The organism is Candidatus Neomarinimicrobiota bacterium, from assembly GCA_030743815.1.
GTDB lineage: Bacteria > Fidelibacterota > Marinisomatia > Marinisomatales > S15-B10 > UBA2146.
Genome location: JASLRT010000027.1, coordinates 1 through 20,562, shown reverse-complemented (window position 1 = coordinate 20,562; position 20,562 = coordinate 1). Strand labels below are relative to the sequence as shown.

The following is a 20,562-nucleotide window of genomic DNA, read 5'->3' as shown; positions in this document are numbered from 1 at the left end:
CATGGACTGGATCAAGGTATTCGCACCAGCCACAATCGGCAACATCGGTCCCGGTTTCGACGTGCTGGGGCTGGCGATAGGTGGCTGGGGTGACGTCATCGAAGCTCGGAAGACAGACTCCGGCATACTCATCAGCGAGATCGAGTCCGAGCACGACCTCCCCACCGATCCCAACGAAAACACCGCCGGCATCGCCGCCCAAGAAGTGCTGAAACTCCTGGGAGTAGACGGGGGAGTGGAACTCAAGATCAGGAAGGGACTGCCGTCGGGATCAGGGCTTGGATCGAGCGCTGCCTCGGCTGCGGCCGCAGCCTTCGCCACCAATCATCTCTACGGCGATCAACTCTCGAAGGAAGACCTCATTCTCCCGGCAACCAAAGCCGAGGAACACGTCTCCGGCGGCTTCTTCGCCGACAACACAGCGCCGTGCCTTTTAGGTGGCGCCACACTCACCCGCTCGAAGCTTCCCCTCGACGTCACCAAGATCGGCCACATCGATAACCTGCGCATCATCCTCGTCACGCCGGATGTGGTAATCCTCACGCGGGAAGCAAGAGAGATACTACCGGACACCGTCCCTCTCGACGGCTTCGTCAACAACATGGCTAACTCTTGCCTCATCTCTGCCGCTTTCGCCAAGAACGATTATGATCTGTTCGCCCGCAGTCTGAATGATGTGGTCGTTGAGCCTGTCCGAGCGCAGTTGATTCAAGGCTACGAGGAGGTAAAGGAGAATGCCCTAAAATCCGGGGCCGACGGCGTCGCCATTTCCGGTTCGGGACCTACCCTCTTCGCCATCACCAACTACACCAACAACCACCCCTATCTCATCGAAGACGCCATGGTACGATCCTTTAAGCAGTTTGGCGTTGAGTGTAAAAGCATCATCACGGAGGTTGACCTTGAGGGGACGCGGCTGGTTGATGAATAGATCAGGCTAGAACTCGAAACTCAAAGAGTATCCTGACAGTACATCAAATACGCCGAAGCTTCTGCTGACGTAGTCCAGTCTGAATCCCACGCCTGAGTTCAGCAGCTACGAAAAGAACAAGCGGCAGATATAGACAGCGGCCAGAACCCCCGTGATGTCGGCGATGAGTCCCGCCACAACTGCATGACGCGTCTTGCGGATACCCACCGCTCCGAAGTAGACGGCCAAAACGTAAAATGTCGTCTCTGTAGATCCGTACATCGTCGCTCCAATCTTTGCCTGCAATGAATCGGTTCCGTATTCATTGACAAGGTCAGCCAGCAGGCCAAAAGATCCGCTGCCCGAAAGGGGGCGCATGAGAGCAAGCGGGAGATTCTCAGGAGGAAAACCGATGAGCGACAGGAGGGGCTTCAAGCCGACGAGTATCCACTCCAGCGCGCCAGAGGCCCGGAGCATACCGATGGCCACAAGAATCGCCACCAGATAGGGGATGATCCTGACGGCAATGGTAAAACCTTCCTTGGCTCCCTCCACAAACTCCTCGTATACTTTTACCCGTTTCACCGCGAGAGCGTAAAGGGGAATAGCAGCGATGAGGAATGGAATAACGTATTTGGAAACTGTATTGATGATCTCCATGATCAATTCTGAATCTCGATAGAATCTTCCCCTTCATCTCTCCTGAATACTCTAACTTTTTCCAATGACCTAGCGGCCAGAATCCCCACAACCGTGGAGCACGACGTGGCAAGAATAGTAGTAATGAATATCTGACTGGACGTAGCCCCCATGATTCCCACTACCGTGGCGGGAAGGAGAAGCTGGACGCTTGAGGTGTTAACGGCCAGAAACATGCACATGGCATTAGTGGCGGTCTCTTTCACTGGATTAAGCTTCTGCAGCTCTTCCATGGCCTTGATGCCAAAGGGCGTTGCAGCGTTTCCCAGGCCGAGGATATTCGCTGAAATATTGAGCACCATGGCTCCCATGGACGGGTGGTCCTCCGGGATCTCAGGAAAGAGTCTCTTCGTGACCGGCTTGATTCCCTTCGCCAGAAGCTGAACCAGTCCGGCTTGATCCGCCACCTTCATCAGTCCGAGCCAGAGAGCCATGGCACCGATGAGGCCGATGGCCAGTTCAACCGCAGCCTTGGCACTGCTGATGGCCGCTTCTGTCACTGCATCTATCTTGCCTGTAACGGTACCGACAACCACTGACAGCAAAATCATTCCCAACCAAATGTAATTCAGCATGAGGCTATCACAGCAATTGATTGGGGGAAATTATTAAGAGATAAAAGCGAAGAGCGAGTGACCAAGCCGATCTAGAATCCTAGTCCCAGCGTGAGGTGATGGACATCCGAAAGGCGGCCGAAATCTGTAACGGCATAATCCACGCTGAAAGACGACGGTCCCACAGAGATGGAGAGACCGGCGCCGAAAGCAAATCCACCTTCAAGTTCGTCCATCCCAAGCCCCCGGTAACCTCCCCGGAGAAAGATCATATCACTGACGGCAACTTCGATACCTGTATTTACAAACTCACGATTGTCATTCGGGTGAAGCATGTCAACAGCATAAGACACTGTGAACGCCTTGGACTGGACGAGGTCAAATGCCACTCCCGTCCTGACGTAGAGAGGAAGGTCCCACTTTCCCATCTCCAACTCTGCCCGGATAGTTTCAGTATTCCCCTCAATAAATGGGTCAGGATCAACGAAAAGGAGATTAGCTCTCCCTTCCAGCTGCATTTTCGTGCCGAAATTGCTGAGAACGATGCCGATGCGAATATTCCTGAAACTACTGCGGTAGAGAGTACCGATATCCAGTGCCACCGCTGAGGAATGCATCGACCAGACCGATTCCTGAACGTACTTGCCCACGAACCCGAAGGAGAAGCGGTCTGTAAGGGAAAGGGCATAGGAGGCGCCTATGGCGAGATTGCCAGCACTGAAAAATTCACCCGTCCCTTCCGGCTGATAAACTGTTCTAACTTCTTCCTCCGGGACTGAAAGATTAATAGCAAATAGACCGACAGTCCCGCGGGCACCACTGAGAGGAATACCCACGGCGAAGAACTGATGAGTAATCCCCGCAAACCAATTGTTATTGGAGAAAGCTAGTTCATTGCGTGCAAGACTGGCAAGCCCCGCCGGATTCCAGTAGATGGCTGTCACATCCGAGGTCAGTGCATTGAACGATTCCCCCACAGCAACTCCTCTTGCACCGACGCCAATCTTAAGAAACTGCGCCACAGACGTCCCCGCCTTGGTAGTCGCCGAAAGGGAACTTATCTGTACAGTCAATCCCATGAGCAGAAAGAAGAAGAGACAGTATGTTCTACCGAACGATTTCTTCAAGCTATTGTACTCTTTTGCAGATCTCATCAGCATCACAGTTCAGGCATCACTGAATTATGTGTCACTTTATCACCCCAATTCTGCCAACCTTCTCATAGCCGTCCGGTGTCTCCACGTGGTAGATGTAGACTCCCGGCGCTATATCGTGGTCGTCCTTGTTCAATAGGTTCCACGATTCCGTCCCATCGAAGATAGTGCCCGAGTGGTCGATGGTGCGAACGTGATCGCCTGCCAGGGTAAAAATTCGTATAGTGCACTCCTGAGGCAGATGGATAAAGTCGATTCGTCGTTCGCCCCGGCCCGCGGAGAAGACCTGCGGCGGCGGCGTTTCAAAAGTAGAAGCCGCCACATAGGGATTGGGAACTACAGCAATCATTTCCATCTCCGTACTCACTTTGCTCTCATCAACAGATGCCGAAGTCATACCGATACGGTAGCGGTCATCCACTCCTTCGGAGCCGAACGGTTTACTCACCCAGATACTAATGGTGCTGCCCTCCGGCGGGGGCGTCCCAGCCAGCAGAGAATCGCTCGGCATTGCAGGCGTGATCTTCCATACAGCTTTGGGTGTGCCGCCCTGATAAATCACCGGCTGAATCTCATCACCGATGGATACCTGATCATCACCATCCTTATCGAGATAATAAACATCCATCTGCTGGTTTTCGTTCACGTTCCACACCTGGAAACGCATAGGAAGAGCCGAGATGATGGACGAATCGGCATGATCATCAAAGAAACGAATTTCCAGATCGCGGGGATATGTGACACTACCACCGATGATTTCGAAGTCGAAGTACTCCGTTCCCGTAATCCACTTCGCCGAATCAAGCACCACCCCTACATCGAGCACAAACAATTCTGAAACGCCGATACCAAGCCCATTCGCCTCCACCTCCTTCACCGGAACAGAATCCCAGATAACGGTCGAATCCTCACCGGCTACCTCCGTCACTGTCACGTAACTCTTTGAACCGGATTGGCTGATTCCCAGATCGTAGCCGACGGAAGCATCCATATTCACAAAATCGATTAGATTGGCAGTCACTGTGCCGGAACCAAATCCTTCATAGTGCTCCACAGTGACGCCGGCCGCCTCATATCCCGCGGCTGGAGCGTTGGGAGTCGCTTCCATCACGTTCACATCACCGAGATTTTTCGAACATTCAAGAGGTGGAATATTTCCCTCCACACTCCCCTGATCATAAGCCGTGACGGCATAATAATATGTCAGCCCGTTTACGAGGTTGGAATCGATAAATGTTCTTCGAATCCCTGTGTCGTCCCCCATATCCATATGATACCCTTCGGCGGAAGCGACCTCGTGAGTCCCTTCAATATCGTCATCAAGATCGAACTGAGCGATGGGCATGTAACCGACAGAGATACCCTGATTGTCCGTCAATTCCTTTCCCCATTGACCCTTTACCGTACTACGGTAAATCTTATATCCTTCAAAATCTTCGCCGTTTACTGGATCGACTGACTGTTCGGCAATGTCATCCCAGTAGAGGGTCACTTGTCCATCACTGGGAACCGCAACAACGGTCGGTTTGTCCGGGGGCTTCGTGAACTGGAACCCCAGCTTATAAATCCAGTCGGCCACCTTGGCATTGGAGAGAAGGTCATCCTTGTTTTGCCCCATGATGACAGCAATAGAAAACTTCTGGGACTCCCCCGGGTCCAGCGAAAAATAGCCGGTACCGAAGATGAAGATGTTATCTGCGTCCTGTGCAATATCGCCTCCCGTGGCAAAAGTGCCTGGAATCATCCGTTTCCACATCTTATCATCCATACCGGCCTCTTCAGTTCCGTAGATAGGAGCCCAGAAGCTGGTGAGCCCGAGCATGTCGCTTTCGTCCACATCTGTCAACTCAAAGTCTGGTTCATCCGCATCAGGAACACCGTTCCCATTCAGGTCGTCGCTTTTGCCGTCAAGATCGCCCCAGTCATCAACTCTGCCGTCACCGTCATCGTCGATACCGTTCCACATTTTCTCGTCCCACCATTCTCTCGCTTCGGCCGTGTCCGCCGTCGCCTCTTCATCACTTGATTGCCAGTCACCATCGTTATCGAAATTATCGTATTGACTCTCGTCAACCATACCGTCATTATCGTTGTCAACACCGTCGTCAACAATCCCCGGACTCTCAAGAAATTTGTATCCCATCCATCCCAGGTCGTCCCACGGAATAGCATAATCGTTGCCGGAGCCTTCCTTATCCCAGCAGTAAACCATGTCATTTACATCGAGAACCTCCCCCGTAAAACCGTCGGTCCCATCACTGTTGATAAAGGCAGCGAAATCGTCGGAAAAGTCGCCAGCGCCGCCAATGTGGGGATCGCCGATCATACCAAGCACGACCTTTTCCAGCCGCTTCTCACTGGCATTCGTCACATTATATTGGAAGAATATGATATCTTCAGCTACCGACGCTGCATACTGGTATCCCCTCACCTCCACCTCAACTCCGGTACCTCTCAGGGATGAATCCGATGGAGAAGGGTAATACTCAAACTCGGCGTTGAAGCGGTCATCCATAACAAAATAGCTCTCTAGATCAGCGGTAACTATGCCATCACCGAACTGTCCCGGCCAGAGCAGATTGCCTTCTTCATCTGTCGGAAAGTTATATCCCCACGTCATCGGATTATTCGATGCAGCAATATTTTCATTAGGAGATACAGCAGCATAACCGGGGAGGGGTTCCCAGCCCCACCAGTTTGCACCTCCCGTCGGATCATAATCTCCACCGTCAAGCATGCCGTCAGAAAAAATCCCCACGGTGTCCCCATATGCATCCACCACCTGGGCGCCGACGATTGCACCGAATTCATACGCATAGCCGTGCCCTGAGTAGGCCGGCCACTCCATGGACGGCTCAGTATTGGGTCTGCCGATGGAGCCGTAGTTGTAGAAAAGTGTTCTCATCTTGTTGCCGTCGTGAAGGCCAAACTTCCGATCACCGTGGGCGGCAGATTTATAGAGGTGCTTCCTACCCTCAAGCTGGCGGATGTAGGTGTCGAAGTCCTTCTTACTCCACGTTTTCATAGGGCCGGCCGGGCGCCGAACCACTTCCTGAGCTCTAAGGACAAGAATGAATGAGCAAAGAACGAATATCAGCAGCAAAGGAGAGATTCTTATTTGCACAAGATTTTCCGACTAAAACTCAACCGACATTCCGAGATATACCTGTCTCGGTTTAGAATACCAGTTGGGCCGATTTACCCATTCAGGCGTAGACCAGCCGCCATATCGCCCAAGGGAATATCCTGCTCTGCCCGAACTGTCCCACACATAATTCTCGTTTCTTCGGTCCAGCAAGTTATATATCTTCACGAACAACCTGTATGAGATAGCTCTCGACCCCAGCGGCAGCCTGATGTTCTTGTAGGCTGTTATATCCACATTCACCCGTTCCGGCTTTCTGCCAGAGTTCTCTTCTGCAATCCTCACTAGTTCGTTAACATCTTTGGGCGTATAAGGATAGCCGCTCTCAACAACGCCGATGGTACTCACGCGCCAACTCCCGGGTCGTCCGATATTAAGATTAAAGCGTAAGGTATGCGTCTGGTCCCAGCTTAGGAAGACGACTTTTTTCTGTGGTTCAATGGAAAGACGGTAGTCACGGCGCGTACGGGTGGGATCTGATTCGTTTCCTGCAGCCACCTGATATGTGTAGTCAATTGAGCCGGAAACAAAAGAGGTAAACCGCTTATCAAAACTGAACGATATCCCTTTCACATTGCCCCAGTCCCGGTTGATGAACAGAGCATAGGAATCCGATCCACCGGGAAGAATATAGACGCGCTGACCCAGAAGATTGCGGAAGTCTTTGTAGTAAGCCTTCATATAGATGGCGGCATCGGCAGCCACCTCTTGCTCAAATCCGACCTCGTAGCTCACTGTCTTCTGAGGCTTCAGATCTGCGTTGCCGATGTCGCTCTTGATAACACCGGGGAGGACATCAAAATCGGGATTATGGTAGAGGCGGAAATAGGGCGGCATCTGGAAAAAGTGACCGTAAGAGAAGAAAAGCTTTCCCCTGTCCGTTACCGGATAAGCAATAGAGAATCGCGGACTGAACTGATGCTTGGGCGCTGCCTCTTTAGTGCTGTCAGGTGAAGGATTAGTCCAATCAAGGGCGACACGCCCACCTGTATCGTAATATTCCCACCGCCAGCCAACATTGATTACCATCTCCCGCAGTTCAATCTTGTCCTGAATGTAGGCGGAGTATTCTTTCGGATTGGGACTGTACCTGTCGAAATATGCGCCCGATCCTACTATGATATCGCCAGCTTCTCCGTTGCCGTTGTCATCCTTGGCAGGACTCCAGTCTCCGCTACCATCTAGATCCGTAAATTCTTCACCCACATCATACTCGCTATTGCCGTTGATGTCTATCCACGGCTCGTCTCTCCGGTCAACATTCGTCGTCCAGTTGAAGAGATAGAAATCGTGGACTTTCCCTTCAAACCCTACCTTTACTTCATGCTGGTCATTCACCTGACTGATGAGCTGTGCTGTCACCTGATCGGTGGTTATTTTACGCTCATGGTGACCGTTATTCGTCCCGCCAGTGTAGAACTCATAATTGCTGTCCTGGATGTAATAGCCGCCCCAGACATAGCGTTCATCCTCGCGATCTGTATAAGCAAAATATTCATAGTTGTTCTTGATACGCGAGTAACTGACCGTGTAAAAATTCCGCGCGTTCAGCTGATGTGTCAGCTTAAACATGTGACTCACCGCGTCCTTGAAGTTCTGGTAGTGACCTTCTTCAAGATATTTCCTGGGATGAGAGTAGCTCTTCCAGAAACTGTCCTCCACGAGAAGATTGTACTGCAACTTGACCTTACTGAAGGGCGAAAAGGAAATTTTCGTCTGCAGATTCAGTTTCTCCAGTGGGTTCATGGGAAAAGGTTTCCATTCGGATGAATCCTTCTCAACGCCGTAAGAAGTATAACGGGAGAGGCCGAAAAGGTATCCCTGCTGGGTAACTTTTCTGAGCGAAGCGAAAAAACGCAGACGGTCGAAGAACGGGAAAGGACCTGAGACAGTGGCTTCCAGTTCCTGATTGTTGCCACTATCAAACAGTTCAACTTGATCCCTTATCATATCATGAATATCGATATCGTAATTGGTACTCAGATCACCGCCCATAAAAGAGATAGATCCGTGGTATTCAGGAGCGGGATTCTTGGTGACTATGTTAACCACACCCGACATAGCCTGACCGTACTCAGCACTGAAAGAACCGGTGAGTACGGACAGTTCCTGAATAGCGTTGGTTGCAATATCCACTCCCAGTCTGCTGATGTACGGATTGACGTTGGGTACACCATCCACAAGATAGACTATCTCATCGGCCCTGCCGCCACGAAAATGGAGTGCGCCGCTGGCGTCGGCGCTTACACCTGCCTTAGTCTGCACGATGGCCTGAAAGGTCTCAATAGGAGAATCAGCAATGATGTCCGATGAAATGACCACCGCGCTGGCAGTGGCGTCACGCTGAATCATGGATCGCTGAGCTACGACCGTCACCTCTTCGCCGGCTTCAAGCACCGTCTCTTCCATGCTGGCATTGAGCTCAGTGGTCAGATCGGTCTGAATCCTGACATTTTCTACCTTCAATGTCTTGTAACCTATCACGGAGAAGGTGACAGTGTACACTCCCGGCGGAATGTTCAGGATATAGTAGTATCCATCCTGATCAGCAGCAGCACCAAGGAAAGTATTTTCCACCAGGACATTCGCGCCGGGCAACGGTTGTCTATCAGCACCGTTCACCACACCCCTCAGCTTCCCGGTCGTGCCGGCATGCAACAACGAAAAGGCCGTGATCAGGAAGATCAGGATCTTCGGTTTCAGTCGGATCATCCTTTCAGTAGAAAACTATAAAGGGATCCGCAACGGGCCCCGAATGGAGCCCGTTGCGAATTGAACGTATTATCTGATGAACGTCATCTGACGAGAGAGGACAGCGCCGTTTACCTCTAACCTGTACATGTAAACACCACTGGCAACTATTTCGCCAGAGACATCGGTTCCATCCCATTGACTGCTATACTCCCCCGGCACATGATGCTCAGAGACGAGGGTTTGCACCTTGCGTCCCAAGAGATCAAACACGGTCAGTTGAACCATACCGCCTCTGCCGATGGAGTAACCAATCGTAGTAGCTGGGTTGAACGGATTAGGGTAGTTCTGGCTGAGCTTGTAGGACTTCAAGACAGGTGATCCAAAGTCCTTCTCGATAGCCACCGTGCCACCCATACCTTCGACAACGACCACGTACTCGGTTGCAGTAGAATCACCGTCCTCAAAACCGATGACCAGATCAGGCTTACCATTCCCATCCAAGTCAGCTGAGGCGCCGGGTGTTTCCTGATCACCACCGAAGGATACTGAGTAAGTCCGGGCAGCACCCGTTTCATCATGCAAGTAGACGAGCGATGAGCCCCAATGTGTGGAGTCAGCTATGTCTGTACCTGAGGAGTACAGCCACGCCCGATGCACAGTAGTGCCGTAGTTGCCACCTACGATTACATCGCCATAGCCGGCGATGTTAGGATGGTACTGTCCTACGGCCATACCCCGGATACCGGTGGGAGCTAAGTTCATTACACGTGTTACATCCGTCGAATCGGCGGTGGCAAGATCCGCTACACCTTCCATGAAACAGATATCGCCATTCGTTTTGCCAAACCACAGCTCCGGGACGCCGTCGTTATCAACGTCACCGTTGCTAACAGCCTGGATCGTCCACCAGGAATTTGTGGTGTTCTTGAGATGTTCCGGATAGGCGACGTAGGTATCGGCTCCTGATGCTTCAAACCAAGAACCATAGTCAGTGGAGAAGAAGGCTTCCTTATTGCCGTCGTTATCCACGTCGGTGATTGCTGCCGCATAGGTCGATCCAACATCGCTTGTCGTATCTAGGACTTCTGTAGTCCATTGAGTGAAATCGCCGGCGAACTCACCGTTGAGCGAAAATACCATCATGGCATCATTTGCCACCGCATCACTGAATGCCCGGAATCCCAGAGCCACTTCCTGAGCACCGTCGCCGTCTATGTCGTCAACAGCTATGCATGATGGCCTCGTGTTTGTTCCTGGAGAGACACCAAAGTCCCAGATGGCTGTGGGCGTACCGTCGGCCGGCAATCCCGAATCATCCGCTTCCCACACATAGAAACGTGCAGGACTTGTCGTACTGTCGGGCTTGCCTGATCCGTAAGGCATCCCGAGGAGAAGCTCAGGATTACCGTCACCGTCCAGATCGCCAACTGTCGCGGTGGGAAAACTGGCGCCGCCTGTGTTCAGCGTGGTGTCAAACCACGACCATGCCAGATCATAATCGCCAGCACCAGACGCCTCATATAGCCAGACAGAATGCCCCGTGGGCTGTTCCCACTGTCCACCACTGTTTGGATTCGAATGGTCGGCAACGGCGAAGAATTCCATGTTGCCATCACCGTCGAAATCGTGACCAGCGTGAACTTCATCTGTCACCATGAAGTCATAGGGAGCCCCGTCGTGCTGGATAACCGAAAAGGTCTTCTCAAATCCCTCTCCCGCCGCCTGTGCTTGCAAGGAAACGGTAAAGAATAAAAGGAGTATGGTTATCCCAACTTTCTTTATCACTTGATTCATACTATTTCTCCTTATGTGTTTACTCGTAACATGAATGAAGGTTATGATTCAGCCGCTGGAGGTCATAATTCAGACTTACAGCACACCGCACACCTCTGGTGAGTATAATATATAATTTGTTTATAAGGCAATCATTTTTTAGGACATTTCTATCTTGAAATCATGCCGACCTGTTTGATAATGGATAGATGGAGATTGATCCAGTTTCCTCTGGTTTCATGCATGCTGAGTGCGGTAATTTGCAGTTGTCTGAGAAGCTCTTGAATTAATTCAAGTATTGATCACCACTATGCGAAACAATATCAGATTGATCATGACATCAGTAGTGCTCCTCCGATTTTCCCCCCTACTCGCCCAAGTGGAATTGAAATATTTTCGAACCGAGACCGTTCCGAACGAGGCGAGGATGTTATTCGATGAATCAGGCATGAAGGGGTTCTGGACAATGGAGCAACTTCATCTGTATGGGAAGCGCCATGCTACGGACATGCAGAGAATCTTCAATGTCATTCCCCTCGGGCCGTTAATGGATGAGGCGTTTCTCATCATTGAAGATCTCGCGGACGAGAGCGATAATCAATCGATTACCATGACTCTGCTCACTGATATGGGAACACATTCGACATCGTGGACTGTACCCCACCACCGGGACCGGGGACTGCCCCACATTACGGCACTAAGAGATAAGATTCTTCTGTCCTATCCGGAAGATCAGCGGATAGCGATCCGGGACATGAGCGGCCAGCTGACGATGAACATCTCCCTCTTCGAAGAATCGTCCTGGAGTCACGAAAAAATGTTAAGGGTGTTCTCCACCGGTGAGGATCACTTCCTGGCGGCCGGCATGACATCAGCGGATTTAAGAGAGAGTAAAAATGTGATCGTATTCGAAGGACTCCCGGGCAGAGAGCCTATCAGATTAAGATCGCTGCCGATGACCGTCCTTTACGACTTAGCCGCATCAGGGACAGGAATCGTAGCCGTAGCCGGAACGGTCAGCCCGGACGGTGCCTACAGTCATGAACCGAAGCTTATTTTATTTCGGAAGGATGCCACCGGCACCCAAGAATTCCCCCTTCTTCCTCGTAATATGCTGTGGCACGGTAATCTTCTTTACGCTGCTGACAAAAGACAATTTCTGGCGCTAAGCTATGATGAACCTGAACCAGTTATCCAGATCGACCTTGGCAGAAAGATCATCCCTCTTGAGCTTTTCCGCGCCGGTGAATCGGTCTGTCTGCTCTATGCGGAAGGTACATATTATCAGCAGGGGACACCGCTATTTTCAAGACCGACACTCTTTGTCTTTAATCCCCGCAACGGCTCGCGGGAAAATTTGCTCCTGTCCAAAACTTCCCACAAGATCTTGCGTGTCTCTATGCTGTTTGATGAACATTTTTTCATTCAGCTCGATCAACAGCTACTGAAACTTGGAATTCGCTGAGGTTAACGGTGCTTAGACTATCTTTCTTTGTGATATTTATGGTATCCGCCACGAATTCTCTTCAGGTACAGAATTACAACTGGCCGTGCGTACCTTTTGATGAGCAACACTGGATCAACGGTACATTCTGCGAGAACAGATCAGGAGCCTCCGGACCCATTGACCACTTCCACGACGGAGTGGACATTCACCTCCCCGAAGGGGAAGAAGTCTACTCGGTAATTGACGGCGCGGTGACGAGTATCGGAACGCCGAGTCAATACGGCATCAACTCGTGGGTGAGAGTCGGGAGATATGCCTATGTACACGTGATCCCGTCGCCGGCTCTCTCTACAGGTGATTCTGTCTCCGCATTCGAAACAATCCTCGGAACCACCAATGATTGGAACCACATCCATTTCAAGGACGGTTATCCAGGGGAAGAAATCAACGCCCTGCGGAAGGACGGTGGACTGAGTCCGTTTGACGATTCATTTGATCCCGGCGTGGAGTCCATCCAGTTTTATATTGACGGCACGGATCGGCAGTTCACTGACAGGAAGGTCAACGGCAAGGTGGATATCGTGAGCCGGACGGCTGATGTAACGGACACAGGTCCCATCGGCGGAAACAACGGCATCTACCGAATCGGCTTTGATATTACTGATGAGAGTGGCGCCGTCGTGTTCGGTCCTGTGATCCCTTTTCAGTTTGACCAGATTCCATCGAGCGATGACTACATCACCAACGTCTACGCTAAAGGGTCTACCACCAGCATCTACCGATACATCGTCTCAAACCAGATTACCTACAGCTCCTCAGTAGATGTGACGCATTGGGATCGTGGGGACTACACTGCTCGGGTCTACGCATGGGATACACGGGACAATGCGGATACCATGAAAACTCAGTTTGAAGTGGTAGATTCAGATACTGTTCCACCCGTACCGCCTACACTTCTGGCTGTGATTCATGACGGGGAAGGCTTTCAGATTCAGTGGTTAAGGAATCTGGAGACAGACCTCATCGGATATCGTCTCTACTTCAGCTACGACCTTGAAAACTGGACGTCATATCACAACGAATCTGAGTTAACCGAAACGGTCACTGAACTTTACGTCTCCACTTTCCCTGAGAATGTCACCATCTTTTTCAGGTTAACCGCTGTTGACAACGCCCCATTCACCAATGAAAGCGAGTCTTCGAACATCTACGGCCTGCGGCTCGGCAACCCGGATAACCGCTTCATAATCGTGGACGCTTTCGACAGAGTTGATGGCGCGTGGAGCAGGCCCTCTCACCCTTTTGCGGCTCTCTTAGGTGAGCATCTGGGCGAGGCTGGTTTCTCCTTTGCAACGGTAGATGATGATCTGTTCGGCATAGATACAACCTTCTTCCTACACTCACTTCACGCTCCTGGTAAAATCATTTACACACTGGACGATGTCGGTCCTCTGCCTCCAAAACTCATCCAGGAACTTGAGGTATCACACGACGGAACATGGCTTATCGGCAGCCGGCTTATGGAGGCATTCAGTCTCGATTCTCTGGGACAGGAATATCTTGAATCAGTTGGACTCTCCTCCGGATCAATTGTATCCACCCCTGAAGTAATAACAGGGCTGTGGGGACGCACCTTCCAGATAGACAGTTCCTTCTATGTCCTCGATTCTCTTAATACTGTGCAAATTAACCCTGATGCCGGCACCACGATTCTTGAGGATACTGATGGGAATTCTTTTGGTGCTCTCGGCTCCAAGTTTCTCTACACGGCGCCTCCCCCTGAGATACTCTTCGCTTCTGACTCCGACGACAACCTTATGGAAGAGATTGCCCACGCTCTGCTGCACGATCTAAGGTCAGAAGATAGTGCCATCCTGCCAGACCGTTTCTCGATGGTCGTCTATCCAAACCCATTCAACTCCGCTAGTCAGATTCGATTCAATGCCCCTGGCAGAGGATCAGTAGACATTGCCCTATATTCTGTGTTGGGCCAGAGGATCTGGAGCAAGAAAATTGAGGTGGGCGGACCGTCTCATCTTACGCAACCCCTTTCCCAAGATGTGATAAATTCTCTGGCGTCAGGAGTCTATCTCGTAAGAGGCGGCTTCACATCTCACAACAGTATTCCGCCGACAAGACAGACCGAAAAGATTGTCTTTATTAAATGACACACCGAATGCTGCATTATATTTGTAACAGTAAAACGCGGCCGATACAGAGGCACATCATCGTTATGCTGCTATTCGCCCTGACAGGAACGCAACTCAGTGGTTCATCATTGGATCTATCCGGGCTCAAGTTCTGCATCGATGCGGGACACGGCGGAACGGCCACCGGCGCGGTGGGACCGGCTGGCCTGACAGAGAAGGAAATCAACCTTCAACAGGCGCTGGACCTTAACGACTTCCTCATGTCAAACGGCGCCGATACCGTGATTCTCACTCGAGCCACAGATAGTGATCTATCGCTGTCCGAGAGAGAAATGATTGCGAACAATCATGATGTGGACTACTTCATCTCGCTCCACCACAACGGTTCAAGCTCTCATCAGTCCAACTACAGTCTCTGCCTGTATGGCGAGACGGAGGCGGGAAGTCCGCGCTGGCCGGACGTGGCAGATGCCCTTTCGAAAATCATCAGCGGCTACCATTCTGAAACAAAGAACATCTCTGATATCGGCGCCCGCGGAGATGTTTCATTTCTCGGATTTCAGCTGGGCGTACTGAACGATCTGACTATGCCGGGGGTGCTGTCGGAACCGTCATTCATCACCAACGGCGGCGAGGAGAGACGACTGACGAACAACGACTATCTGAAGACAGAAGCACAGGCAACTCTCTACTCCTACCTCCAGTTCCTTGAAGAAGAGCTCCCGACCTACGGCACCGTTGTGGGCGTAGCGAAAAGCTCAGAAGGCAAGCCCATCAATCACACCGTCATCATGCTGGAAACTCACACTGACAGTTCTGTGACCGACGGGAAGGGAAACGGCTACTTCCGCATTGAAAATATCCCCGCCGGTAACTATCGTCTTACAGCATTCAACGAAATAGATACAACTGAAGCGGACATATCGGTGGGAAACGGTGATATTCTTTTCAAGAAAATGGTCTTGGACGGACCAGAGTCGCCGTTCATTCCTGTCTTTGAGCAGCCGGTGCTTCATCACGTCCGCCGGGCCGTTTCGGCCGAAGCCGTAGAGATCAGCTGGTTTGGTACAGAGGAAGAATTCGTGGCGGGATATCACCTCTTCCGGTCGGAAAATCCGAACGGTAACTATGGGCTCTTGATGGACGAGACGGTACTCACAAGAAATATCACATCGTGGACCGATACGACTGTGGAATCTGGCAACTACTACAGCTACTATTACTATGCGGTGGATACATCAGGGCAGCATGAGTCCAACGTTTCCGACAGGTATCCTGTTTACCTTTCGGGAGATTCTCCAGAGGTACTCATCGTGGACGGCTTTGACCGCATCGCCAGCTGGGGCCAGCCTCATCATGCGTTCGCCACAGTCTACGGAAAAGTGTGCGCTGAGCAGATGGTTGCTTTTGACTGCACCTCGAATGACGCTGTCGAAAACGGCACTGTCAGCCTCGAAGATTATGATGTTGTCCTGTGGTTTTTTGGGGATGAGGGGACAGCAGACGAGACGTTCAGCACGCAAGAACAGCCGATGGTCAAGGTGTTTCTTGAAGAAGGCGGAAAACTCTTCGTGACCGGATCGGAGGTGGGATGGGATCTGGCGCGGGAAGAGGCTAACCCGGAAGACACCGAATTCTACAGATCGTATCTGAAGGCAAATTACGGGGGAGACGACGCCGGGAACCTCACTGTATCCGGACTGAGCGGAGCCATCTTTGAAGGAATGTCATTCTCTATCGGGCAGACTTACCCTGAGGACTTCCCGGACTACATCGCCGCGGCGGGAGGCAGTCTCGAAAACCTCCAATACGGAAACGACCGCTACGGCGGAATTCAGTATGAAGGAACGTTTGGAGAGGGAAGCAGGCCGGGGAAATTAGTCTATATGGCCTTCCCTCTTGAGACGATTGGAGACACCAAAGTAAGATCGGACTTGATAGCGGCGATTCTCGATTTCTTCGAGGTAGCTGGCACAGTTGATGTCGCTCTGTCTTACGATTTCAACCCGTCGCCAAACCTGTTTTCGCTAGGCCCTCTCTATCCAAACCCATCAAACGCATCGATCATCATCCCGCTGACGGTGAACCGTGCGGAGACGAGACTTACCCTCACCGTCATCAACCTCCTCGGACAGAAAGTGCTCCGAAAAGATCTGGGAAAATTTTCCTCCGGCCGCTACGATTACAGGTGGGATCTGAGAAATTCATCCCTTGTCCCGATCCAGTCCGGAATGTATTCTATCACGGTCAGCGATGGTGAACAGAGCGAAACAAGAAAGGTAACTGTAGTTCGGTGAAGAAGACCGTCTGTCTCATATTTCTGGTGATACCTCTCGCGGCGACGGCACAGTTTTCTGAAGGAAATCATCTGGAGGGAAAGATCATCCACCGCTTCTCAGTTCCCCATGTCAGGCTGGCTCATCCCATTCCTTCTCCCTCGGGAGACTGGATCACTGCCACGGCGACTGGATACGGGGGAGTTTATCTCATTCCACTCTCCGATGATGGAAACATTGAAACGGTCAGCAGTGAGCCGTATACCGGATTCCACCGACTCTTCTCATCTGAGGGGACACACCTATACTTCGTCACGAGATCAGACATGAACTACCGGATGCGACAAGTTTCCTTGAGGGGCGACCGAACGCGGGTGGTCTCAGAGCCGGTCTCTCCCATCCGCGGACTGCTGAAGTCGAGAGAAGGTTTGATCATTCTCCGGGACAGAGAGGGCGGGATGAGAGCGTGGCCCGAGATCGAGGGGGTCAGTCGCTCCGTCCATGAGGAAACGGTGTGCTACCACGACGATCACAATGTTTACATCAGACACCACGGAAAAACGGAAGTTTCACCGCGACAGGGGAAGGAGAGAGTTCTGGCGGCCGTACCGTCGCCCGATTATTCGATGGTCGCCTTTCACGAAGCTGGGCAGAAGCTCTATCTCTGGAATGTGGAGGAAGACATGGTACTGTTCTTGGGCAGCGGGGAGAACCCTGATTGGCATAGAAGTTCGTTGCAAATCGTCGCCATGCTTCCCGAAGATGATGGCCACAGGATAACCTCTTCCCAGATTCTCGTCTACTCAATTCAGGGCAAGAATCGTCACCACGTAGCGCTACCAGAGGAGAGCATCTATATGAACCCCAAGTTCATGCCGGACGGGGAAGCCATTGTTGTGGAAGAGCGAAAAACAGGAACGATCGTAGTCATCACCCTGGGAGAATCACGATGAAAGCACCGAAACTACAAGCAGGAGATACCATTGGAATTGTTTCACCGGCACGCTGGCTCAACGAGGATACACTCAAGAAGGGTATCAGTATGCTGGAGGACCGCGGCTACAGTGTTAAGACAGGCTCTGCCTGTCGCCTCAGGGACGATCAGTACGCCGGCACTTCAGAAGACCGTGCCTGGGAGCTTGAAGAAATGTTCGCTGATCCGCAAGTTAAGGCCATTGTTTGTGCGCGGGGCGGATACGGTGCAATTCGTGTCTCCGATATTCTCAACTACACGAGGGTCAGTGACAACCCCAAGATTTTCGTCGGCTACAGCGACATTACCGTCCTTCACGCCAGCATCAGCAAGATGACAGGATTGGTGACCTTCCACGGCCCCATGCTGATCGATTGCGAGAAAACGGTGGATGACTACACGTGGCGGTGCCTCTTCGAGACATTGTCACATGATGAGCCGGGCGAGGTAACGTTGCCAGATAATCAGAAAGCGAAAATCCTCAGAAAGGGGCTAGCCGAAGGAGAGCTGTACGGCGGTAATCTGGTCCTTCTCACCAACCTCATCGGAACACAGTGGGATTTCGACACGGCCGGGAAGATTCTCTTTGTTGAGGAAGTAGGCGAGAAACTCTACAGGATCGACCGCATGCTTCTCCATCTTAGACGGGCGGGAAAACTGGATCACATCGTCGGACTGATTGTGGGAGAAATGTCAGACGTAGGCGATAATGAAGTTCCTTTCGGCATGACGGTAGAACAGATCGTTCTGGACATTTGTCGGGGTACCAACTTCCCCATCATCTCCAACTTCCCCTGCGGACATGGAGTGCACAACGCGACATTACCGATTTCCGTTAAGGCCAGGCTTGACTGCTCGGGAGACGAACCTCTCCTCGTCTCGCTTGAGTCTGCTGTGAAATAGAAAAAGCCCCGCCAGTAGACGAGGCTTTCCCGCGCAACAGTTTAATTATGACGACTACCTGATAGGATAGGCTGTCTTGAGAGACCGGAGGACAGACTTCAGATCACCGTTTCTCTTCCAGCCCATGGAGTGACCTGTCCGGGCAAGACTGCTGCCGCCCTGTCTCTCAAAAACCATTGAATCCCGACTAGTAACCACAACGAGACTCCCCTCATCAAGAGCGAACATCTGCTCATGATCGGCAAGACATTCCGCTTCGGATTCGTATTCCTTGTCCCCGCCTACGTCCTCTTCACAGAGATTTCCCTCAAAGTAGGCATTCACTATATCTTCAGAAATCATGTTGAAACAGATAACGAAAGTATCTGTCATTTCGCCCGGTTCATCTGACTTGGTATAGGTCTCGATCATCAACAGACAAGAGTCACTCTCCAGCTCCCACGAACCTTCTCCCGTCTCCATTTCCGTTTCACCTTCATATGTCGAGGTCGAAACTCTGCTGAATCCTCCTTCAGCGGTGAATGTTACGGTAGTCTCCACACTCTCCTCACCTTCTGCTCTGAAAGGCAAATCGACTTTTGTGGCTGTATATGCAGGCACATCGAAAGTGGTATAGCCGAGCGTACCGCTGACAGTAATACTGGAAGCACCGGTCTCCATCTCGAGCAATGCAGTTTCCGGCACTGTTAGAATTCCGGTTGAGGCATCGTAGTCGTAAACGGCGGGCTCAACATGATAAAAAATGGTGTCCCCTAGGGAAGTTTCGGCTACAAGCAACATCCCCGAAGTCTCACCCTGAATTTCATGGATGATCAACATCGGTAAGAGTGCACCTTCATCTGAATCCCATATCGATTCTTCGGTGAGATTGAAGACGGTTTCATTCTCATCAGATTCACCACCAAACATGTAGGTCAGTTCTGCCGTATAGTCTCCCGTTACCGAAACAGCCCCTTCCCCTTTAACAAACATGTTAAAGGCCGTTTGAGTTGAGTTGGTTGTAAGCAATAGCGCTTGCTCCATGCCGACCACATCCCAGGTGCCGGGAATTATGTCCAGCAGAGAAAACTCCACTGTTAGCGATGCGGTGCCAGAAACGCCATCGGCGGTAGCTGTGATGGCAGCATCGCCTGCATCCACTCCTGTAGCAAGACCGGCTTCATCAACAGTGGCGACCAGTTCATCACTGCTGGCCCACTCCACCGTCGCATCACTCACTGTATCGCCGTTCACATCGGTGACAGTGGCGCTGAACTGTTGAGTGTCACCTTTATTGATTGTGGCGTCGGCAGGAAAAATCGAGACAGCATCCAGAGCCACCTCTTCTTCACAGGCCCAGAAGAACAATGCAATAATTGACAACATCCATATATACTTGAAAACTTTCATGATCTACCTCCTGAATAAACAGTGAAAGTTATTTGAATAGGAATTCATTAACTAATTCTTTAATGGTTAAACTGCACAAAATCACCGGTGCTAATATTGTTCTCCATGCCAAATTGGTATAGATTTATACATATGCTGTGAAATACACATCATTCCTACCCTCGGGATGTTTTGAGCAGTAACAGAATGTGTGTATATGTGTATACACATGTGTAGTGTCTGGTTTTATTAACGCAGCCAGGATCGTTAGCACTTACCCGGCATCACCACCGGCGTGGAGTCAGGACCCCAGTAGCGAAAGTTGGAGCTGACATCCTTGGATAAAACGTTCATGGCCCTGTCAAATACGGCCTGGGATTTTTCTCGATACTATTTCTCTGTTGATCTGTCAGCCCGCCCATTTTCTAATCACTCTTCTTAAACTTGATCTTTCCACCGATGATGGTATAAACAATCTCTGTTTCCAGAATCTCATCTTCGGGCACTGTCATAATG

General features: G+C 51.2%; 13 protein-coding genes. 6 read left to right on the top strand and 7 right to left on the bottom strand.

Going from position 1 to position 20,562, the window contains the following annotated elements:
• Position 1: 1 nt before the first annotated feature.
• On the top strand, positions 2 to 931 hold the full coding sequence (locus QF669_02415; GenBank protein ID MDP6456299.1) for a homoserine kinase: 930 nt from the start codon (positions 2 to 4) through the stop codon (positions 929 to 931).
• Positions 932 to 1,036: 105 nt separating this feature from the next.
• On the opposite strand, the gene QF669_02410 is transcribed toward QF669_02415, so the two are convergent.
• From QF669_02410 to QF669_02385, 6 genes are all read right to left on the bottom strand, one after another.
• Positions 1,037 to 1,570 carry a spore maturation protein gene (locus QF669_02410; GenBank protein MDP6456298.1) on the bottom strand — a complete coding sequence of 178 codons (534 nt, stop codon included), beginning with the start codon at positions 1,568 to 1,570 and terminating at the stop codon, positions 1,037 to 1,039.
• Between the two features lie 2 nt (positions 1,571 to 1,572).
• Positions 1,573 to 2,184 carry a nucleoside recognition domain-containing protein gene (locus QF669_02405; protein ID MDP6456297.1) on the bottom strand — a complete coding sequence of 204 codons (612 nt, stop codon included), beginning with the start codon at positions 2,182 to 2,184 and terminating at the stop codon, positions 1,573 to 1,575.
• A gap of 71 nt (positions 2,185 to 2,255) precedes the next feature.
• A complete protein-coding gene (locus QF669_02400; protein ID MDP6456296.1) occupies positions 2,256 to 3,317 on the bottom strand; it encodes a PorV/PorQ family protein in 1,062 nt (353 codons plus the stop codon).
• 34 nt (positions 3,318 to 3,351) lie between these two features.
• On the bottom strand, positions 3,352 to 6,342 hold the full coding sequence (locus QF669_02395) for a hypothetical protein (GenBank protein MDP6456295.1): 2,991 nt from the start codon (positions 6,340 to 6,342) through the stop codon (positions 3,352 to 3,354).
• 111 nt (positions 6,343 to 6,453) lie between these two features.
• Positions 6,454 to 9,174, bottom strand: coding sequence for a TonB-dependent receptor (locus QF669_02390; GenBank protein MDP6456294.1), 2,721 nt, complete (start codon positions 9,172 to 9,174; stop codon positions 6,454 to 6,456).
• A 69-nt stretch (positions 9,175 to 9,243) separates the two neighbouring features.
• A complete protein-coding gene (locus QF669_02385; protein MDP6456293.1) occupies positions 9,244 to 10,950 on the bottom strand; it encodes an FG-GAP-like repeat-containing protein in 1,707 nt (568 codons plus the stop codon).
• Positions 10,951 to 11,356: 406 nt separating this feature from the next.
• Between QF669_02385 and QF669_02380 the strand changes: the two genes are divergently transcribed.
• Genes QF669_02380 through QF669_02360 form a run of 5 tightly spaced genes read left to right on the top strand, consistent with a single transcriptional unit; the run spans position 11,357 to position 18,678 of the window.
• Complete coding sequence (locus QF669_02380; GenBank protein MDP6456292.1) at positions 11,357 to 12,394, top strand: hypothetical protein; 1,038 nt, start codon at positions 11,357 to 11,359, stop codon at positions 12,392 to 12,394.
• 8 nt (positions 12,395 to 12,402) lie between these two features.
• Complete coding sequence (locus QF669_02375; GenBank protein ID MDP6456291.1) at positions 12,403 to 14,544, top strand: T9SS type A sorting domain-containing protein; 2,142 nt, start codon at positions 12,403 to 12,405, stop codon at positions 14,542 to 14,544.
• A gap of 8 nt (positions 14,545 to 14,552) precedes the next feature.
• Positions 14,553 to 16,823, top strand: a complete 2,271-nt coding sequence (locus tag QF669_02370; protein MDP6456290.1) for an N-acetylmuramoyl-L-alanine amidase — start codon at positions 14,553 to 14,555, stop codon at positions 16,821 to 16,823.
• Entirely contained in the window at positions 16,820 to 17,755 is a 936-nt protein-coding gene (locus tag QF669_02365; protein MDP6456289.1) for a hypothetical protein, read from the top strand. The genes QF669_02370 and QF669_02365 overlap by 4 nt, the downstream gene beginning before the upstream one ends.
• Entirely contained in the window at positions 17,752 to 18,678 is a 927-nt protein-coding gene (locus tag QF669_02360; protein ID MDP6456288.1) for an LD-carboxypeptidase, read from the top strand. The genes QF669_02365 and QF669_02360 overlap by 4 nt, the downstream gene beginning before the upstream one ends.
• A gap of 54 nt (positions 18,679 to 18,732) precedes the next feature.
• Here QF669_02360 and QF669_02355 read toward each other — a convergent pair whose 3' ends face one another.
• Complete coding sequence (locus QF669_02355) at positions 18,733 to 20,067, bottom strand: Ig-like domain-containing protein (GenBank protein ID MDP6456287.1); 1,335 nt, start codon at positions 20,065 to 20,067, stop codon at positions 18,733 to 18,735.
• Positions 20,068 to 20,562: the final 495 nt, after the last annotated feature.